Annotated in this window: 15 protein-coding genes; 11 read left to right on the forward strand and 4 right to left on the reverse strand. The window is 65.9% G+C overall.

Features of this window, described 5'->3' with window-relative positions; genetic code table 11:
* Nucleotides 1-56: 56 nt before the first annotated feature.
* Nucleotides 57-1,406: a GTP-binding protein gene (locus CI15_RS05975; RefSeq protein WP_062125223.1), complete on the reverse strand. Its 1,350-nt coding sequence runs from the start codon at nt 1,404-1,406 to the stop codon at nt 57-59.
* 157 nt (nt 1,407-1,563) lie between these two features.
* Complete coding sequence (locus tag CI15_RS05980; RefSeq protein WP_062125225.1) at nt 1,564-2,007, reverse strand: lytic transglycosylase domain-containing protein; 444 nt, start codon at nt 2,005-2,007, stop codon at nt 1,564-1,566.
* Between the two features lie 496 nt (nt 2,008-2,503).
* On the opposite strand from CI15_RS05980, the gene gspD reads away from it, so the two are divergent.
* From gspD to gspF, 3 genes are read left to right on the forward strand one after another with little or no spacing between them, the layout of a single operon-like run.
* A complete protein-coding gene (gspD, locus tag CI15_RS05985) occupies nt 2,504-4,888 on the forward strand; it encodes a type II secretion system secretin GspD (protein ID WP_062125227.1) in 2,385 nt (794 codons plus the stop codon).
* Nucleotides 4,885-6,408: a type II secretion system ATPase GspE gene (gene gspE / locus CI15_RS05990; RefSeq protein ID WP_062125229.1), complete on the forward strand. Its 1,524-nt coding sequence runs from the start codon at nt 4,885-4,887 to the stop codon at nt 6,406-6,408. Before gspD ends, gspE begins: the two co-directional genes overlap by 4 nt.
* Before the next feature lie 4 nt (nt 6,409-6,412).
* On the forward strand, nt 6,413-7,630 hold the full coding sequence (gene gspF, locus CI15_RS05995; RefSeq protein WP_062125231.1) for a type II secretion system inner membrane protein GspF: 1,218 nt from the start codon (nt 6,413-6,415) through the stop codon (nt 7,628-7,630).
* Nucleotides 7,631-7,699: 69 nt separating this feature from the next.
* Here the strand turns inward: gspF and CI15_RS06000 are convergent, their stop codons facing one another.
* Nucleotides 7,700-8,113, reverse strand: a complete 414-nt coding sequence (locus CI15_RS06000; protein ID WP_062125233.1) for a general secretion pathway protein GspC — start codon at nt 8,111-8,113, stop codon at nt 7,700-7,702.
* A 135-nt stretch (nt 8,114-8,248) separates the two neighbouring features.
* Between CI15_RS06000 and gspG the strand changes: the two genes are divergently transcribed.
* From gspG to CI15_RS06040, 8 genes are all read left to right on the forward strand, one after another.
* Nucleotides 8,249-8,713 carry a type II secretion system major pseudopilin GspG gene (gene gspG / locus CI15_RS06005; protein WP_062125235.1) on the forward strand — a complete coding sequence of 155 codons (465 nt, stop codon included), beginning with the start codon at nt 8,249-8,251 and terminating at the stop codon, nt 8,711-8,713.
* Nucleotides 8,714-8,929: 216 nt separating this feature from the next.
* Nucleotides 8,930-9,430: a GspH/FimT family pseudopilin gene (locus CI15_RS06010; RefSeq protein WP_241495798.1), complete on the forward strand. Its 501-nt coding sequence runs from the start codon at nt 8,930-8,932 to the stop codon at nt 9,428-9,430.
* Nucleotides 9,431-9,482: 52 nt separating this feature from the next.
* Entirely contained in the window at nt 9,483-9,875 is a 393-nt protein-coding gene (gene gspI, locus CI15_RS06015; protein ID WP_174543203.1) for a type II secretion system minor pseudopilin GspI, read from the forward strand.
* On the forward strand, nt 9,853-10,527 hold the full coding sequence (locus tag CI15_RS06020) for a PulJ/GspJ family protein (RefSeq protein WP_062125238.1): 675 nt from the start codon (nt 9,853-9,855) through the stop codon (nt 10,525-10,527). The genes gspI and CI15_RS06020 overlap by 23 nt, the downstream gene beginning before the upstream one ends.
* 1 nt (nt 10,528) lies before the next feature.
* Nucleotides 10,529-11,647, forward strand: a complete 1,119-nt coding sequence (gene gspK / locus CI15_RS06025; protein ID WP_062125239.1) for a type II secretion system minor pseudopilin GspK — start codon at nt 10,529-10,531, stop codon at nt 11,645-11,647.
* Nucleotides 11,648-11,675: 28 nt separating this feature from the next.
* Nucleotides 11,676-13,085: a type II secretion system protein GspL gene (gene gspL / locus CI15_RS06030; RefSeq protein WP_062125240.1), complete on the forward strand. Its 1,410-nt coding sequence runs from the start codon at nt 11,676-11,678 to the stop codon at nt 13,083-13,085.
* Nucleotides 13,082-13,585 carry a type II secretion system protein M gene (locus tag CI15_RS06035; protein ID WP_062125241.1) on the forward strand — a complete coding sequence of 168 codons (504 nt, stop codon included), beginning with the start codon at nt 13,082-13,084 and terminating at the stop codon, nt 13,583-13,585. Before gspL ends, CI15_RS06035 begins: the two co-directional genes overlap by 4 nt.
* Nucleotides 13,586-13,613: 28 nt before the next feature.
* Nucleotides 13,614-14,393, forward strand: a complete 780-nt coding sequence (locus CI15_RS06040) for a type II secretion system protein N (protein ID WP_062125242.1) — start codon at nt 13,614-13,616, stop codon at nt 14,391-14,393.
* A 126-nt stretch (nt 14,394-14,519) separates the two neighbouring features.
* Here the strand turns inward: CI15_RS06040 and CI15_RS06045 are convergent, their stop codons facing one another.
* Complete coding sequence (locus CI15_RS06045) at nt 14,520-16,130, reverse strand: efflux transporter outer membrane subunit (protein ID WP_062125244.1); 1,611 nt, start codon at nt 16,128-16,130, stop codon at nt 14,520-14,522.
* Nucleotides 16,131-16,207 lie beyond the last annotated feature (77 nt).

Here is a 16,207-nt window from a genome sequence, read left to right on the forward strand (position 1 = left end):
AGTGGCGGGTTTTTTTTCGTCCATGCGGTGTGCTTCATGCGTCGTGGGCGCTTCGCTCAGTCATGACGATGCCCGTCGTCGCCATGGTCATGACCATGGCCGCAATGCTCGCAGTCATCGCCGTGCTCGTGATGATGATGGTGGTGATGGCCGTGATCATGATCGTGATCGTCGTCATCGAAGTCCCATGCCGGGAACGGATCGGGGAACTGCTGCCAGGCTTCTCGGCCGAGCGCGTATTCGTCGTCGGTGAGCAGACAGGCGTCGAACTTCGCGCGCCAGACGGCCGGATCAATATCCACGCCGATCAGCACGAACTCCTGACGACGATCGCCGATGCTCATATCGTCCGGCGCACCGTACCAGTCGGCGGCGATTTCGGCGGCCAGCTCGTCGTCGCCTTCGGGCCATTCGCTGCGATCCTGGGCGGCCCACCACATGCCCGCCGGACCGTGCCGGCACGCGCCACCCGCCTGCGCTAGCGAACCACCGATATCGTTGCGCGTCGCGAGCCAGAAGAAGCCTTTGCTACGCAGTACGCCCTTCCATTCCTGATGCAGCAACTCCCATAGCCGCTGCGGATGAAACGGCCGGCGCGCGCGATAGACGAAATGGCCGATGCCGTATTCGTCGGCTTCGCTGTGATGAGTGTGGCCGCGCTGGCCGCCGTGCTCATCCTCATTCTTGTGTTCGAGCGCCGCGAGCCAGCCCGGCGCGTTCGACGCTTCGTCGAAATCGAAGCGCGCGGTGTTCAGCACCTGGTCGAGCGGCACGTCGGCGAAGCGGCTCACGAGCTGCACCGCGCGTGGGTTCAGGCGGGCAAGGATGCCCTGCAAACGTGCGAGCTCGTCAGCGGAGACGAGATCCACTTTGTTGACGACGAGCACGTCACAGAACTCGATCTGCTCGATCAGCAATTCGACGATCGTGCGGTCGTCGTCCTCATCGACCGCCATGCCGCGCTCGGCGAGCGCGTCGGCCGACGCGTAGTCGCGCAGGAAGTTGGACGCATCGACGAGCGTGACCATCGTGTCGAGGCGCGCGAGGTCTGCGAGCGGCGTGTCGTCGTGGTCTTCGAACGTGAAGGTTTCGGCGATCTGCATCGGCTCGGCGACGCCGCTCGATTCGATCACGAGCGCGTCGAAACGCTTTTCGCTGGCGAGCCGGCGTACTTCATTTTGCAGATCGTCGCGTACCGTGCAATAGATGCACCCGTTCGTGAGTTCGACGACCTGCTCGGCCGCATTGCGCACGAGCGTTGGGTCGATATCGACGGCGGCAAGATCGCTGACGATCGCCGCGACGCGCAAACCGGCGCGATTCGCGAGGATGTGGTTCAGGAGCGTGGTCTTGCCGGCGCCCAGAAAACCGGAGAGCACGGTGACGGGCAATAGCGGCTGGTTCATCGCGGTGCGGGATACGGGAAGATTGGAAGGCGTGTCGGGCGCGGGGCCATATCGCCGGCGGCGCAGCCATGGCGCAGCGCCGGCGCGGCGGCAGCATGAAGCCGCATTGTGCATCAAAACGGGCGTGGCCCGGGCGAGCGACAGCGTCGGAAAACGCCTACTTCGCCGGCATCAGCTTCCAGCTGCGGAGAATCGCGACGATCTGCTGCGCATACTTGTCCCGCAGCGCCGGCGTCTCGGAATGGTATGCTCCGACCGCCTGCCAGGTATTGCCGTACTTGTTCATCTGGCGGCGCAGATGCCATGCCGCGATATAAACGTTCTTGCACGGCTCCATCAGCGTGCCCTGCGAGATCCCATACTGCGCGAGCACCGGTAGATGGACTGAATTGATCTGCATCACGCCGTAGTCGGTCGAGCCGTTGGCGTTCTTGTGCTGCGCATCCGGCCGGTTATGCGACTCCTGCCAGGCGATTGCCCGTAAAATCAACGGATTGACCTTCTGATACTTCGCCGCTTCGTCGAAGCAATCGGCGCGCGCGGAACCGGCTGCGGTGAGCAGCGCGAGCGTGGCGGCGACGGTGAGAAGGGGACGTTTCATCGGTCAAGATGACTAAATAAAGCCGAGGTAAGAATCGGTAAGACAGTTTGCCGGCTGCGATCCAGCCGCAACAGCAAGCTGGCCGGGCGTTGTCGGGCATCGGGGAAAACCCGCGTCAGCAAACGCATAACAGCGAGTCGAACGGCTCGTATCATACCGGCAGTCCGATCATCGTCAAGTTGGCTAACCGACATAAGACGGGATAAACCCGGCTAATGTCGTGCCCGTACGGTGCCGGTTAGCTTTCAATTTAATGACAACATCGCGGTTCTTCAAATGAATCGCATGCAGTCGCTGTTTTGTTTCAAATCCGACATGAAAAACTGTTACTGTTCGTTTTTTTCGGACGTCGGGGCGCCTGAGCTCAAGGCGAAGTTCGCTTTTAGGGCCGGCTCACAGACCGAGCGGACGGCGGCTTGCTGCCGGGTCCGCATCGCATGACCGTCGGTGGCAGAGGCTGCCGGCATCGATATCACATCCCATGAGAAGAAATTGTATGGCTTTGCGTCGCGTGGCTACGGCGCTGCTGGTGGCTGGACTGATCACCGCGCAGACAGCACAGGCAGAGGTGACACTCAACTTCGTTAATGCCGACATCGACCAGGTCGCCAAGGCGATCGGCGCCGCAACCGGCAAGACGATCATCGTCGATCCGCGAGTGAAAGGGCAACTGAACCTCGTGTCCGAAAATGCAGTGCCCGAGGATCAGGCACTCAAAACCTTGCAGTCCGCGCTGCGCATGCAGGGCTTCGCGCTCGTGCAGGACCACGGCGTGCTGAAGGTGGTGCCCGAGGCCGACGCCAAGCTGCAAGGCGTGCCGACCTACGTGGGCAACGCGCCGACGGCGCGTGGCGATCAGGTCGTCACGCAGGTCTTCACGCTGAGGAACGAGTCGGCCAACAACCTGCTGCCGGTGCTGCGTCCGCTGATTTCGCCGAACAATACCGTTGCCGCCTACCCCGCGAACAATACGATCGTCGTCACCGATTACGCTGACAACGTGCGGCGCATCGCGCAGATCATTTCGGGCATCGACAGCGCGGCGGGCCAGTCGGTCGCGGTGGTGCCGCTGAAGAACGCGAATGCGATCGACATCGCGCAGCAGATGAACAAGATGCTGGACCCGGGCTCGATCGGCAGCACGGACGCGACGCTGAAGGTCTCGATTACGTCGGATCCGCGCACCAACTCGCTGCTGATCCGCGCATCGAACGCCGCGCGTCTCTCAGCAGCGAGGGAACTCGCGAAACAGCTCGACATGCCGACTACGATGCCGGGCAACATCCACGTCGTGCCGCTGCGCAACGCCGATGCGACGAGGCTCGCGAAAACGCTGCGCAGCATGCTCGGCAAGGGCGGCGGCGAAGGCTCGTCGGGCGGCTCGAACGAGGCGAACTCGTTCAACCAGAACAGCAGCGGCGGCGGCGGTGGCCTGTCGAACAACAGCAGTTCGACGGGTACGTCGGGCACCCCGCCGTTGCCGTCGGGCGGCCTCGGCGGCAGCTCGATGAGCTCGCCGATGGGCGGCGGCGGTTCGGGCTCGAACGGCAACAGCGGCGGCTTTCTCAGCGGCGACAAGGACAAGAGCGAGGACCAGGGCGGCGGCATGATCACGGCCGATCCCGCGACCAACTCGCTGATCATTACGGCGCCCGAAGCGACCTACCGCAACTTGCGCGCGGTGATCGACCAACTCGATGCGCGTCGCGCGCAGGTGTATATCGAGGCACTGATCGTCGAGCTGAACTCGAATACCAGCGGCAATCTCGGCATTCAGTGGCAGGTCGCGAACGGTAACCTGTTTGCCGGTACCAACCTGGCGACCGGCTCGGGCAACAGCATCATCAACCTGACGGCCGCGGCGGCCGCGGCCGGCTCGACCGGCGGTCTCGCGACGGCACTGGGCGCTTCGGGCTTGCAGCAGGGCCTGAACGTCGGCTGGATCCACAACATTTTCGGCGTGCAGGGTCTCGGCGCGCTGCTGCAGGCGCTGTCCCAGCAGGCCGACGCGAACGTGCTGTCCACGCCGAACCTGATCACGCTCGACAATGAAGAAGCGAAGATCATCGTCGGTACCAACGTGCCGATCCAGACCGGTTCGTACTCGAACCTGACGAGCGGCACGACGAGCGCGGCGTTCAACACGTTCGACCGTGTCGACATCGGTCTGACGCTGCACGTGAAGCCGCAGATCACCGACGGCGGCATCCTGAAGCTGCAGCTCTACACGGAAGATTCGGCAATCGTGAACGGCACGAACAACGCGTCGACGAATCCGGCAGGTCCGGAATTCACGAAGCGTTCGATCCAGTCGACCGTGCTGTGCGATAACGGTGAGATCATCGTGCTTGGCGGCCTGATGCAGGACAACTATCAGGTCAGCAACAGCAAGGTGCCGCTGCTCGGCGACATTCCTTGGCTGGGCCAGCTGTTCCGCTCCGAGCAGAAGACGCGCGACAAGACCAACCTGATGGTGTTCCTGCGTCCGGTCATCCTCAGCGACAGCGGTACCACGCAGGCCGTCACGGCAAACCGCTACGACTACATCCAGGGCGTGCAGGGCGCGTACCGTTCGGATAACCGGGTGATGCTGGATCACGACGATCCGGTCGTGCCGCCGATGCCAATCGGTCCGAGCCAGGGAGGTGTGCCTGCGATGAACCTGTTCAATCTGGACCAGATGCGCCGGCAACAGGCGACGCAGTATCAGGCGCCGCAGCAGACTACCGTGCCGCAAACCGTGCAGCCTGCCCAGCAGGTGGTGCCGCAGACCGTGCAACCGGCCCAGCAGACCGCACCGCAACTGGGGCCGCAACCGGCCGTCGTCAATCCGCCAAGCGGCGGGGTGCCGAGCACCGTGTCGCCGGGAGCGCATCCGTGACGCCGACGCCCGCGCAAACCGCGCCATCGCAACGTCCGCAGAACGGTGACGCCGCCGCCGGCGAGCGCGCGGCGCCCTCGCCGCTCGCGGCCCGGCTCGTGCCGTATGGTTTTGCGCGCAGCGGCCAGATTCTGGTTGCGCATCAGCATGCCGATACGCTCGAAGTCTGGATCAGCGAACGCACCAGCGATGCCGCGCTCGCCGAAGTCGCGCGCAATTACGGCGCGGTGTCGGTCGTGCGCGTGCCGGCCGACGAGCTCGCGCAGGCGATCAATCAGGCATATGCGCGTCAGGACGGCAGCGCCGCGCAGGTGGTCGGCGAAGTGGAAGGTGAAGTCGATCTGTCGCGTCTGATGCAGGACATCCCCGAGGTCGAGGATCTGCTCGAATCGGAAGACGACGCGCCGATCATTCGCATGATCAACGCGCTGCTGACGCAAGCGGCGCGCGAGCAGGCATCGGATATCCACATCGAGCCGTTCGAGAATGCGTCCGTGGTGCGCTTTCGCGTCGACGGCACGCTGCGTGACGTGGTGCGGCCGAAAAAAGCGCTGCATGGCGCGCTGATTTCGCGCATCAAGATCATGGCGCAGCTCGACATCGCGGAGAAACGTTTGCCCCAGGACGGTCGCATCACGCTGCGCGTCGGCGGTCGCCCGGTCGACGTGCGCGTATCGACGCTGCCGACCGGCCACGGCGAGCGCGCGGTGCTGCGTCTGCTCGAAAAAGACGCGACGCGACTCAATCTGGAAGCGCTCGGCATGGCGTCCGACACGCTCGTCCAGTTCGACAAGCTGATCGGCAAGCCGCACGGCATCGTGCTCGTAACGGGCCCGACCGGCTCCGGCAAGACCACGACGCTGTACGCGTCGATGTCGCGACTCGAGACGGCGACCACCAACATCATGACGGTGGAAGACCCGATCGAATACGATCTGTCCGGCATCGGCCAGACCCAGGTCAACGAGCGGATCGGCATGAGCTTCGCGCGTGCGTTGCGCTCGATTCTGCGTCAGGATCCGGACATCATCATGATCGGTGAAATCCGCGACCTCGAAACCGCGCAGATCGCGGTGCAGGCATCGCTGACCGGCCACCTGGTGCTCGCGACGCTGCACACGAACGACGCCGCATCGGCCGTCACGCGTCTGACTGACATGGGCGTCGAACCGTATCTGCTGGCGTCGTCGCTGCTCGGCGTGCTGGCCCAGCGGCTCGTGCGGCGTCTGTGCCCGGTATGTCGCGAAGAACGCACCGAAGAGGATGGCAGCAAGCGCTGGCATCCGGTCGGCTGCGAGCGTTGCGGCCAATCCGGTTACGCGGGACGGCGCGGCGTCTACGAACTGCTGCTGATCGACGAAAATATCCGCTCGCTGATCCACCGCAACGCGGCCGATGCCGAAATTCTCGAAACGGGCCGCGCGCAGGGCATGCGCACGCTGCGCGAGGATTCGGAGCGCTGGCTCGACTCGGGACTGACGTCGCTCGAAGAAGTGATTCGCGTGACGGGCGGAGCATAAGCGCATGCCGGCATTTCGTTTTGAAGCGATCGACGCGGCGGGCAAGGCACAAAAAGGCGTGCTCGACGCCGACAGCGCCCGCGGCGCGCGCACGAACCTGCGCTCGCAGGGATTGACGCCACTCGTCGTCGAACCGGCAGCCTCACGCACGCGTGGTGAGCGCAATCAGCGGCTCGCAATCGGACGTCGTCTGTCGCAGCGCGAGCAGGCCATCCTGACGCGGCAGCTCGCGAGTCTGCTGATCGCGGGTCTGCCGCTCGACGAAGCGCTCGCGGTGCTCACGGAGCAGTCGGAGCGCGACTACATCCGCGAGCTGATGGCGGCGATTCGCGCCGAAGTGCTCGGCGGTCATTCGCTCGCCAATGCGCTGCAGCAGCATCCGAAGGACTTTCCCGAGATCTACCGGGCGCTCGTCGCGGCCGGCGAGCACACGGGCAAGCTCGGCCTGGTGCTGTCGCGGCTCGCCGACTACATCGAGCAGCGCAATGCGCTGAAGCAGAAGATCGTGCTGGCGTTCACGTACCCGGCGATCGTCACGCTGATCGCGTTCGGCATCGTCACGTTCCTGTTGAGCTACGTGGTGCCGCAGGTCGTCAACGTGTTCGCGAGCACGAAGCAGCAACTGCCGTTTCTGACCATCATGATGATGGCGCTGTCCGGCTTCGTGCGGCACTGGTGGTGGGCGATGCTGATCGGCGTGATGGTGGTCGTCTATCTGGTGCGCGCGACGCTCAGGCAACCGGGCCCGCGCCTCGCCTTTGACCGTTGGCTGCTCACCGCGCCACTGGTCGGCAAGCTGGTGCGCGGCTATAACACCGTGCGCTTCGCGAGCACGCTCGGCATTCTGACCGCGGCGGGCGTACCGATTCTGCGCGCGCTGCAGGCCGCGGCCGAAACGCTCAGCAACAACGCGATGCGCGAGAACATCGACGACGCGATCGTGCGGGTGCGCGAGGGCACGTCACTGTCGCGCGCGCTCGGCAATACGAAGACGTTTCCGCCGGTGCTGGTGCACCTGATCCGCTCGGGCGAAGCGACCGGCGACGTGACGACGATGCTCGATCGCGCGGCCGACGGCGAAGCGCGCGAGCTGGAGCGTCGCACGATGTTCCTGACGAGCCTGCTCGAGCCGTTGCTGATTCTGGCGATGGGGGGCGTGGTGCTGGTGATCGTGCTCGCGGTGATGCTGCCGATCATCGAGCTGAACAACCTCGTGCAGTAATTGCAGCGCGAGGAAGCAAGAGAAAGGATTGCGCGGCGTGCCGCATCAACCGCGCAATCGCTTCGGGGTTCAGCGCACGTAGATGGTGGGACCGCCGGTGTTGGCGGGCAGGAAGATTTCGGAGTGGGCGCCGTTGCGGTCGATGATGATCGAGCGGGCGCGAACTTCGGAGAGCCTGGTACCTTGCATCAGCGTGCTGCCGAGCGATACCGCGTGCGGCGGCTCGCCACCGACGCTGACGATCGCCGCGGCGCCTTCGGTCAACGCGAGGATGCCGAAGAGATGGATGTCCTGATTGACGTTGCGCGTGAGCTGTCCGCCGAACAGCGTCGCTGCCTGGTCGGTCGAGACCTGCGCATGCGCGGCGGCAGCCGGCAACGGCGCGCCGGACATCGTGGTGAGCGTGATGACCCAGTAGGTCAGCGTCGCGCAGAAAGCGGCGAACAGCGCGAGCGACAGGAGGCGGATTTGGATGGCGTTCATGCGCACATTGTACGGACTATTGTGAAAATTGCGGTGGGTTGAAACCCTTCAACTGCATGACATTAAAATGACCGGCCCGGCGTGTTCAATCTGACAGCCGGAGTCGAAATTTCACCTGAAAAGAGGTAGCAAGCTATGCAACTGTCGACCATTCGCCGCGCTGACAACGCGGGTTCGCGCAGCCGTCGTCAACGCGGTTTCACGCTGATCGAAATCATGGTCGTGATCGCGATTCTCGGCATTCTCGCCGCGCTGATCGTGCCGAAGATCATGAGCCGTCCGGACGAAGCGCGACGCGTCGCCGCGAAGCAGGACATCGGCACCGTGATGCAGGCGTTGAAGCTCTATCGCCTCGACAACGGCCGCTATCCGACCCAGGAACAGGGTCTGCGCTCGCTGATCGAAAAGCCCACCACCGATCCGGTGCCGAACAACTGGAAGGACGGCGGGTATCTCGAGCGTTTGCCGAACGATCCGTGGGGCAATGCGTACCAGTATCTGAATCCGGGCGTGCACGGTGAGATCGACGTATTCAGCTACGGCGCCGATGGCAAACCGGGCGGCGAAGGCAACGATGCCGACGTCGGGTCCTGGCAATAAGCGCATCGAACCCCAGGTTCCCGCCAGGCTCATGATGTTCATTCACGCGCCCTCTTCGCCACTGGTTCGGCCGCTGGTTTCGCCCAGTGCCCTGCCCGCCGCGCCGCGGTTTTCGCGGTGCGCTGAAGCGCGCGTGCTTCACCGATGCATTGCAGTTTGATTTTCCGTTGATCGTCGATGGCCGGCACTATGCGCACGTCCGCTTGCAAGTCCCGTATGGGCATTCCGTGTACGGCTTCGCGGCCGCGCTCCCGCCTGGCTCGCGGCCGCGCGGCCGGCTTCACGCTGCTCGAAATGATGGTCGTGCTCCTGATCGCGGGCCTGCTCGTGTCGCTGACCGCGGTAACGATGACGCGCAACCCGCGCACCGATCTGAACGAGGAAGCGCAGCGCCTCGCGCTGCTGTTCGAATCCGCCGGCGACGAAGCGCAGGTGCGCGCACGGCCGATCGCGTGGCAGCCGTTCGAGGGCGGCTTCCGTTTCGATCAGCGCACCCAGGACGGCTGGCGTCCGCTGCGCGACGATCTGCTCGGACCACGTCAGTGGGAAGGCGGCGTGACCGGTGTCGCGATCAGTTATCCGGGCTCGGATTCGCAAGCCGATCGCATCGTGTTCGGTACCGAGGCGATCGACACGCCGGTGCAGGTCACGCTGTTTTCGGCGGCCGGCCAGGCGACGATCGTCGGTACCGGCAATGGCCGCTATGAGGTGCGCTGAGATGCGGATGCGTCGTTATGGCAGGTCCGCCTGCGCCCCTTCCCTCCTGGCGATGCGCCACCGCGCACGCAACAAGGCGCGCGGCTTCACGATGATCGAGGTGCTGGTGGCGCTCGCCATCATCGCGGTCGCGCTTGCCGCGTCGCTGCGCGCGGTCGGCAGTCTCGCGAACGGCGAAGCCGATCTGCACCGGCGCCTGCTCGCCGGCTGGAGCGCCGACAACGCGCTCGCGCAACTGCATCTGACGCATGCATGGCCGAACATCGGCTCGACGAGCTTCGATTGCTCGCAAGGCAATCTGCAGCTGCGCTGTACCCAGCATGTGACGGCGACGCCGAATCCGGTGTTTCGCCGTGTCGAAATGATGGTGACGATGCCTGGGGAAACCGGCAATCTCGCCCAGATGGTCACGGTGGTCGCGAATGAAAACAACCGCTCGCTGTGAACGCCGCCGCCGTGACGGCGCGCGCGGCTTCACGCTGATCGAACTGCTGGTCGCGATCGCTATTCTCGCGGTGATCGCCGTGCTGTCGTGGCGCGGGCTCGATCAGATCATTCGCGCCCGCACGACGATCACGAACGCCATGGAAGACGAGCGCGTGTTCGCGCAGCTGTTCGACCAGATGCGCATCGACGCGCGTCAGGCCGCCAGCGACGACGAATCGAGCCAGGCCGCGGTCTCGGTCACCGGCAACACGCTGCAGATCGTGCGGCACATGGTGCTGCCCGGCCACGCGCCGCGCCTGCAGGTGGTGCGCTATCAGATCTCGAACGGCCGCGTGGTGCGCTACGCGTCGCCGCCGCTCGGCAACGTCGGCGAGTTGCGGCGCGCCTTGCACGGCAGCGACGAAGACTGGAGCGCGGTGCCGCTGATGGGCGGCGTCGGCTCGATTTCGGCGCGCATGTACGTGCCGAAGCTCGGCTGGACCACCCAGATGAACGACGTACAGACCGCGATGACCGAGGCCGTCAACAACCTGAAGGTGCCCCAGCTCGGCAACGCGCCGATGCCGCGCTCGGTGACGGGGCTCGAAGTCAGCATCGGCGCGACGTCGCTTGCGCGGCCGGTCACGCGTGTTTTTCTGATCGGAGAATGACATGACGTTCTCTCCGTCGATGCCTAAAAAGTCCGCCTCGAAGGCGCGCGGGCGCCAGCGCCAGCGCGAGCGTGGCGCGGCCATCATCAGCGCGCTGCTCGTCGTCGCGCTATCGGCGATCCTCGTATCCGGCATGTTGTGGCGCCAGCAGGTGCAGATCCGGCGCATCGAGAATCAGCGGCTGCTGTCGCAGGCGCAATGGGTCGCACGCGGCGCGCTCGACTGGACGCGGCTGATCCTGCGCTCCGAAGGCGATACGTCAGCGGGCATCACGTATCTGGGCGGCTTGTGGGGCGTGCCGATCGCCAAAACGCGGCTGTCGGATTTTCTCGGCCAGATCGGCGAGGTGCGCGCGGAGCAAGGCGCGGCAACCTATCTGTCGGGCTCGATCGAGGACGCGCAATCCAGATTCAATCTGCGCAACCTGGTCGCGACGCCGGCGCCCGGCGTGACGCAAATCAGCGCCGAGGAGATGGCGGCGTATCAGCGCCTGCTGGTGTCGCTCGGTCTGAGCGGACAGCTCGCCAAAGTGACCGCGCTGCACGTGCGCGCCGGGCTGTCGCAATCGGCGACGCGGTTTCAGACCGGCACCTCGGTCACGAGTACGACGCAGGTCGGTGGCGGTGGTGGCCTGACGGGCGGCAACTTCACGAACCAGCCCGGCATCGAGGACGGCGACGACAACGCCGGGGTCGCGCCGCTTCTGATGACCGGCGTCGATTCGCTGCTCGACATTCCAGGCTACACGCCGGAGATCGTCGCGCGGCTGCGCCCGTTCGTCACCGTGCTACCCACGACCACCGCGATCAACATGAACACCGCGTCGGCCGAAGTGATCGCGGCGGTGGTGCCGGGCATGACCGTGTCGCAGGCGCAGGCCTTGGTCGCGCGCCGGCAGACCGTGTTTTTTCGCAACATCGGCGACGTGCAGCTCGCGCTGACCGCCGCCGGGGTGCAATCGGTGTCGATCGATCCGAACCAGTTCGACGTCAACTCGAGCTACTTTTTAGTCCACGGCAGTGTGCAGCACGAGCGCGCCGAAGTGGATCGCACGACGCTCGTCTACCGCGATCCGCTGACTCACACCACGCGCGTCGTGCGGGTACAAGACCAACTATGAATAACGCAATCCACAGAGAGAGTGGCCTTTGAGCACGCTGATCGTTCTATTGCCGCCGCGTGATCCGGCGGTGCCCTCGCAGGAATGGCAACTGCCCGAGCTGCCGTTCGTGCTGCTCGACAAGGCGGGACGCACGCAGCGCGCCGGCCGCTCGGCGCTCGCGCTGCTGCCGCGCGCGAACACGACCGTGTTGATGGTCGCCGCGCGCGACCTGCTGCTGATGCCCGCGACGCTGCCGCCGCTACGCGGCCCGAAGCTGCGCCAGGCGCTGCCCAATATCGTCGAGGATCAACTGATCCAGGACCCGCAGACCTGCCATATCGCGGTCGATCCGCAAGGGCTCGGCGATGGGCGGCAGCTGCTCGCGATCGTCGATCGCGGCTGGTTCCGTTTCATCTGCGAGGCGTTCACGGCGGCCGGTCATCGCAGTCTGCGCGCCGTGCCGGTCACGCGTTGCCTACCGCAGCCGCCGGTGGCCGAAGCGGCCGCGAACGTCGATGAAACGGCGGAAGCGCGCGAGCCGGCGATGGCCGGCGCGGCGAGCGTCGCGACGTCGCTGCCGGGCGTCGCCCCGGTGATCGCGCCCGACGTGCCGTCCTTCGTGCCGATGGTGGCGGCCGTGCTCGGTGCGGTCGTGCAGACCGCGCCGGCGCTGCTCGTCGAAGGCTCGCTCGACGGCGGCGTGCCGCGCGTCGAACTGGCGATTGCGCGCGGCCTGCAGGGCGAAGGCTTCGCGGCACCTGCCAACGCGGTCAACACGACGCTCGCCGCGCTCGCGGGTGCGGCGCCGGTGTCGCTGTACATGCTGACCGAAGTGCCCGGCAACGAGCCGAGCCATGCCACAAAGAGTCCCGCGCGGCTCGCTGCGCATATCCACGGTGCGAGCCCGCTGCCGTTCGAGCAACTCGCGCGGCGCGCGCTCGAATGTCGCTTCGACCTGTGCCAGTTCGAATTCGCGTCGCAGCCGTGGCGCCTCGATCGCGCGACGCTTCGGCGCTTGCGGTTGCCGATCGGGCTCGGGCTCGCCGCGCTCGTCGTCGCGATCGTCGGCGCGAACGTGCAGTGGCTGATGCTCTCGCGCCAGCGCGACGCGATCAACACGCAGATGACGGAACTGCTGCTCAACACGTTCCCGAAGACCACCGTCGTGCTCGACGCACCCGATCAGATGGCGCGTCAGGTGCAACAGCTGCGGGTCGCGGCGGGTGAGCTGTCACCGGAAGATTTCCTCTCGCTCGCCGACGGCCTCGCGCGCTCGCTGTCGCCGCTGCCGGTCAACGGCATCGCCGGGCTCGATTATCACGAGCACCGCCTCGACGTGACCTTCAAACCCGCGATCAAGGTCGATGCCGACTTCGCCAAGCGCCTCGCGCGCAACGGCCTCACCGGCGCGATCGACAGCAGTACCGGCAAGTGGACCATCAGGAACGCACAATGAAAGCTGAACTCGCACAAACATGGGCTGGCTTCTGGGACCAGCGCACCGATCGCGAAAAGGCGCTGCTGACGTGGGGCGGCGCCGCGCTCGCCGTGGCGATTGCGTGGTCGGTGCTGTGGGCGCCTGCTCAGGAAGGCCGCGCACATCTGCGTGAATCGCTGCCGAGCCTGCAGCGTCAGCTTGCGCAGATGACCTCGCAGGCCAACGAGGCGCGCTCGCTGTCGGCGGCCGCGCAAGGTGTCGCGCCCACCGGCGCGGCGCTGAAGGACGCGCTCTCCGCGTCGCTCGGCGAGCATGGCCTCGCCGCGACGCAGGTGCAGTTCGTCGGCAACGCGGTGCAGGTGCAGATGAAAAACGTGGCGTTTCCCGCCTGGACCACGTGGGTCGACGACGTGCGCAAGCAGTTCAAGGTGCAGGTTGCCGAGGCGCACATCACCGCGTTGAAGGACGACGGCCAGGTGGACCTGACGGTGGCGTTGCAACCGTCGACCGCCAAATAACTACCGGCCGCTCGCTACAGGATCTCGAATGAATTACTGGATGGGGCGCCTGCGTGTGGCGCTGCCGTGGCTGGTCGTCGCCATTTTGTCGGTCGCGGCCGTGACGCTCGCGTTGCTGCCGGCCGCCTGGATTACCCCTCAGTTCGCGCGGCAAACGCACGGGCACGTCAATCTCGTCGACGCCGAAGGCTCGCTGTGGCAGGGCTCGGCAACGCTGATGCTGGCCGCCGGCTCCGATATGAGCGCGGCGACGCTGCTGCCTGGGCGGATCGAATGGCGCACCGCGTTCTGGCCGCTGTTTACCGGACGCGTGAGGATGGTCATGCGCCATAGCGAGGCGATGCCCGACCCGATCACGGTCGATGCGACGCCGCGCAGCGCCACCGTCACGCCGGGCGTGCTCGCGGTGCCGGCGTCGCTGCTCGCGGGGCTCGGCGCGCCGTTCAACACGCTCGATCTGCAGGGCAACGTGCAGCTGTCGTGGTCCGACTGGCGCAGCTTCAACGGCGAAGCGTTCGGTCAACTGACGATGATGCTCGACGACGTCAGCTCGCGCGTGTCGCTCGTGAAGCCGCTCGGTTCTTACCGGGTCAGCTTTCAGGCGCAGGGCGCGTCTTCGACGCTCGATCTGAGCACGGTGAAGGGGCCGTTGACACTGAACGGTAACGGCACGGTATCGGCAGGGTCGACGTCGTTTCACGGCACGGCGAGCGCCGCGCCGGAGCAGCACGATAACCTCGCCGGTCTGCTGAACCTGCTCGGTCGGCCGAGCGGGCCGGATACGGTGGCGCTGACGTTCGTGCACTGAGGCACGTTGACTCGCGCCGCGGCGTGACGTGACGTGATGAAAAAAGAGGCATGGCCGCGAATTGCGGGCATGCCTCTTCTGTTTGGTGGTGCTGCTTCGCGCTTCCAATGCTGAGCGCGGCGGCCGTTATTTGCTCTGCACTCGCGCTTGCGCCGCGTCCGCGCTCTGCACCGTGCTTTGTGCGATGGACGCCGCACCGGACGACGCAGCCGCAGCCGCCGGAGCCGATGCCGGCAACGGCGCGGGCGCCGCGACATCGCCAGTCTCGCGATCCATCTGCGCCACGTCCCAACCGCCGCCGAGCGCTTTCACCAGACCCACCGACGACACCATTCGCTGCCCGGCGATGTTCTCGAGCTTCTGCTCGGCAGTGAACGCCGTGGTTTGCGCGGTCAGCACGTTGACGAAGCCGACCGTGCCCGCCTTGTACTCGTTCGTGACGATGGCGAGCGCCTGGCGTGCCGAGTCGACCGCCTGCCGTTGCACGACGATTTCCTGCTCGAGGATGCGCAGCGACGCGAGGTTGTCCTCGACGTCCTGGAACGCGGCGAGCACCGTTTGCCGATAGGTCGCGACATCGGCGTCGTAGGTGGCGCGCGCGGCTTCGGTTTGCGCTTTGCGCAGGCCGGCGTCGAAGATCGTCCCGGCCAGTTGCGGGCCGAGCGTCCAGAAGCGCGACGGCAAGGTCAACAGTTGCGAGAACACCGAGTTCTCGAAGCCGCCCGTCGCTGACAGCGTCAGTGACGGGAAGAACGCGGCGATCGCCACGCCGATCTGCTCGTTGGCCGCCGCGGCCTTGCGTTCCGCCGAGGCGATATCCGGCCGGCGCTCGAGCAGCGCGGACGGCATCTGCGCGGGCACGGCGGGTGGGGTCGCGGTGAGCGGCATCGGCGGCAGCGAAAACACCGATGCGGGCACGCCGATCAGCACCGCGATCGCGTGCTCGTCCTGGGCGCGCTGGATGCCGTTGTCGATCGCGGCGGCCTGCGCCGATTGCAGCTGCGTTTGCGCCTGGATCACATCCGAGCGCGCGGCAACACCGGCCGCATACTGATTCTGCGTGAGCTGCAGCGAGCGCTGATAAGCCGCGACGGTATCGTCGAGCAGCTTTTGCGTGGAGTCGAGGGCGCGCAGCAGGAAGTAGGTCTGCGCAAGGGTGGCCTGGGCGGACAGGCGCGCGTTCGCCAGGTCGGCGGCCGCGCCTTGCTGGCCCGCTTTCTGCGCGTTGACCGAGCGCGTGACCGAGCCCCACAGGTCCGGCTCCCAGCTCGCCTGCATCTGGACGTTGAAGCTGTTGGAGATGCCTTCGCGGCTCGTTGCCGTCGTCGCATTGCCGCCGGTTTGCGTGCCGTTGCCCGAACGCGTCGCGCCCGCCGATGCGCCGATCGTCGGGAAGTACGCGGCGCGCGCTTCGCCGACGAGCGCGCGCGCCTGCCGGTAGTTCGCGGCGAATTGCGCGACGGTCTGATTCGCGGCGTTCAGTTTGTCTTCGAGCTCGTTGAGCTTCGGGTCTTCGTAGATTGCCCACCACTCGCCGCGATCGTGTTGATCGGCGGGTTCGGCGACCTTCCAGCCGGGCGCGGCTTCCTTGAACGAGGCGGGGATCTCGGTGACCGGCCGCTGATAGTTCGGGCCGACCGCGCAGGCGGCGACCAGCGTCGCGCAGGCCGCGCCGATGGCAAGGGTCAGGACGCGCGGCGCAAACGCTCGCGCGCGCGAGTTTCGATCAGACTGCATGCAATGAATTCCTTCTGGACGCCGCGGTGAGGCCGGGTGCGGCGCCGCCGGCCGGGCGAGATCGTGGTCTGCCGGAA

The organism is Paraburkholderia monticola (assembly GCF_001580545.1).
In the GTDB taxonomy this organism is placed as follows: domain Bacteria; phylum Pseudomonadota; class Gammaproteobacteria; order Burkholderiales; family Burkholderiaceae; genus Paraburkholderia; species Paraburkholderia monticola.

Coding starts and splice junctions, on each gene's coding strand:
- CI15_RS05975 (WP_062125223.1), bottom strand. CDS start 1,406: ATGAACCAGCCGCTATTGCCCGTCACCGTGCTCTCCGGTTTTCTGGGC.
- CI15_RS05980 (WP_062125225.1), bottom strand. CDS start 2,007: ATGAAACGTCCCCTTCTCACCGTCGCCGCCACGCTCGCGCTGCTCACC.
- gspD (WP_062125227.1), top strand. CDS start 2,504: ATGGCTTTGCGTCGCGTGGCTACGGCGCTGCTGGTGGCTGGACTGATC.
- gspF (WP_062125231.1), top strand. CDS start 6,413: ATGCCGGCATTTCGTTTTGAAGCGATCGACGCGGCGGGCAAGGCACAA.
- CI15_RS06000 (WP_062125233.1), bottom strand. CDS start 8,113: ATGAACGCCATCCAAATCCGCCTCCTGTCGCTCGCGCTGTTCGCCGCT.
- gspG (WP_062125235.1), top strand. CDS start 8,249: ATGCAACTGTCGACCATTCGCCGCGCTGACAACGCGGGTTCGCGCAGC.
- CI15_RS06010 (WP_241495798.1), top strand. CDS start 8,930: ATGGGCATTCCGTGTACGGCTTCGCGGCCGCGCTCCCGCCTGGCTCGC.
- gspI (WP_174543203.1), top strand. CDS start 9,483: ATGCGCCACCGCGCACGCAACAAGGCGCGCGGCTTCACGATGATCGAG.
- CI15_RS06020 (WP_062125238.1), top strand. CDS start 9,853: ATGAAAACAACCGCTCGCTGTGAACGCCGCCGCCGTGACGGCGCGCGC.
- gspK (WP_062125239.1), top strand. CDS start 10,529: ATGACGTTCTCTCCGTCGATGCCTAAAAAGTCCGCCTCGAAGGCGCGC.
- CI15_RS06035 (WP_062125241.1), top strand. CDS start 13,082: ATGAAAGCTGAACTCGCACAAACATGGGCTGGCTTCTGGGACCAGCGC.
- CI15_RS06040 (WP_062125242.1), top strand. CDS start 13,614: ATGAATTACTGGATGGGGCGCCTGCGTGTGGCGCTGCCGTGGCTGGTC.
- CI15_RS06045 (WP_062125244.1), bottom strand. CDS start 16,130: ATGCAGTCTGATCGAAACTCGCGCGCGCGAGCGTTTGCGCCGCGCGTC.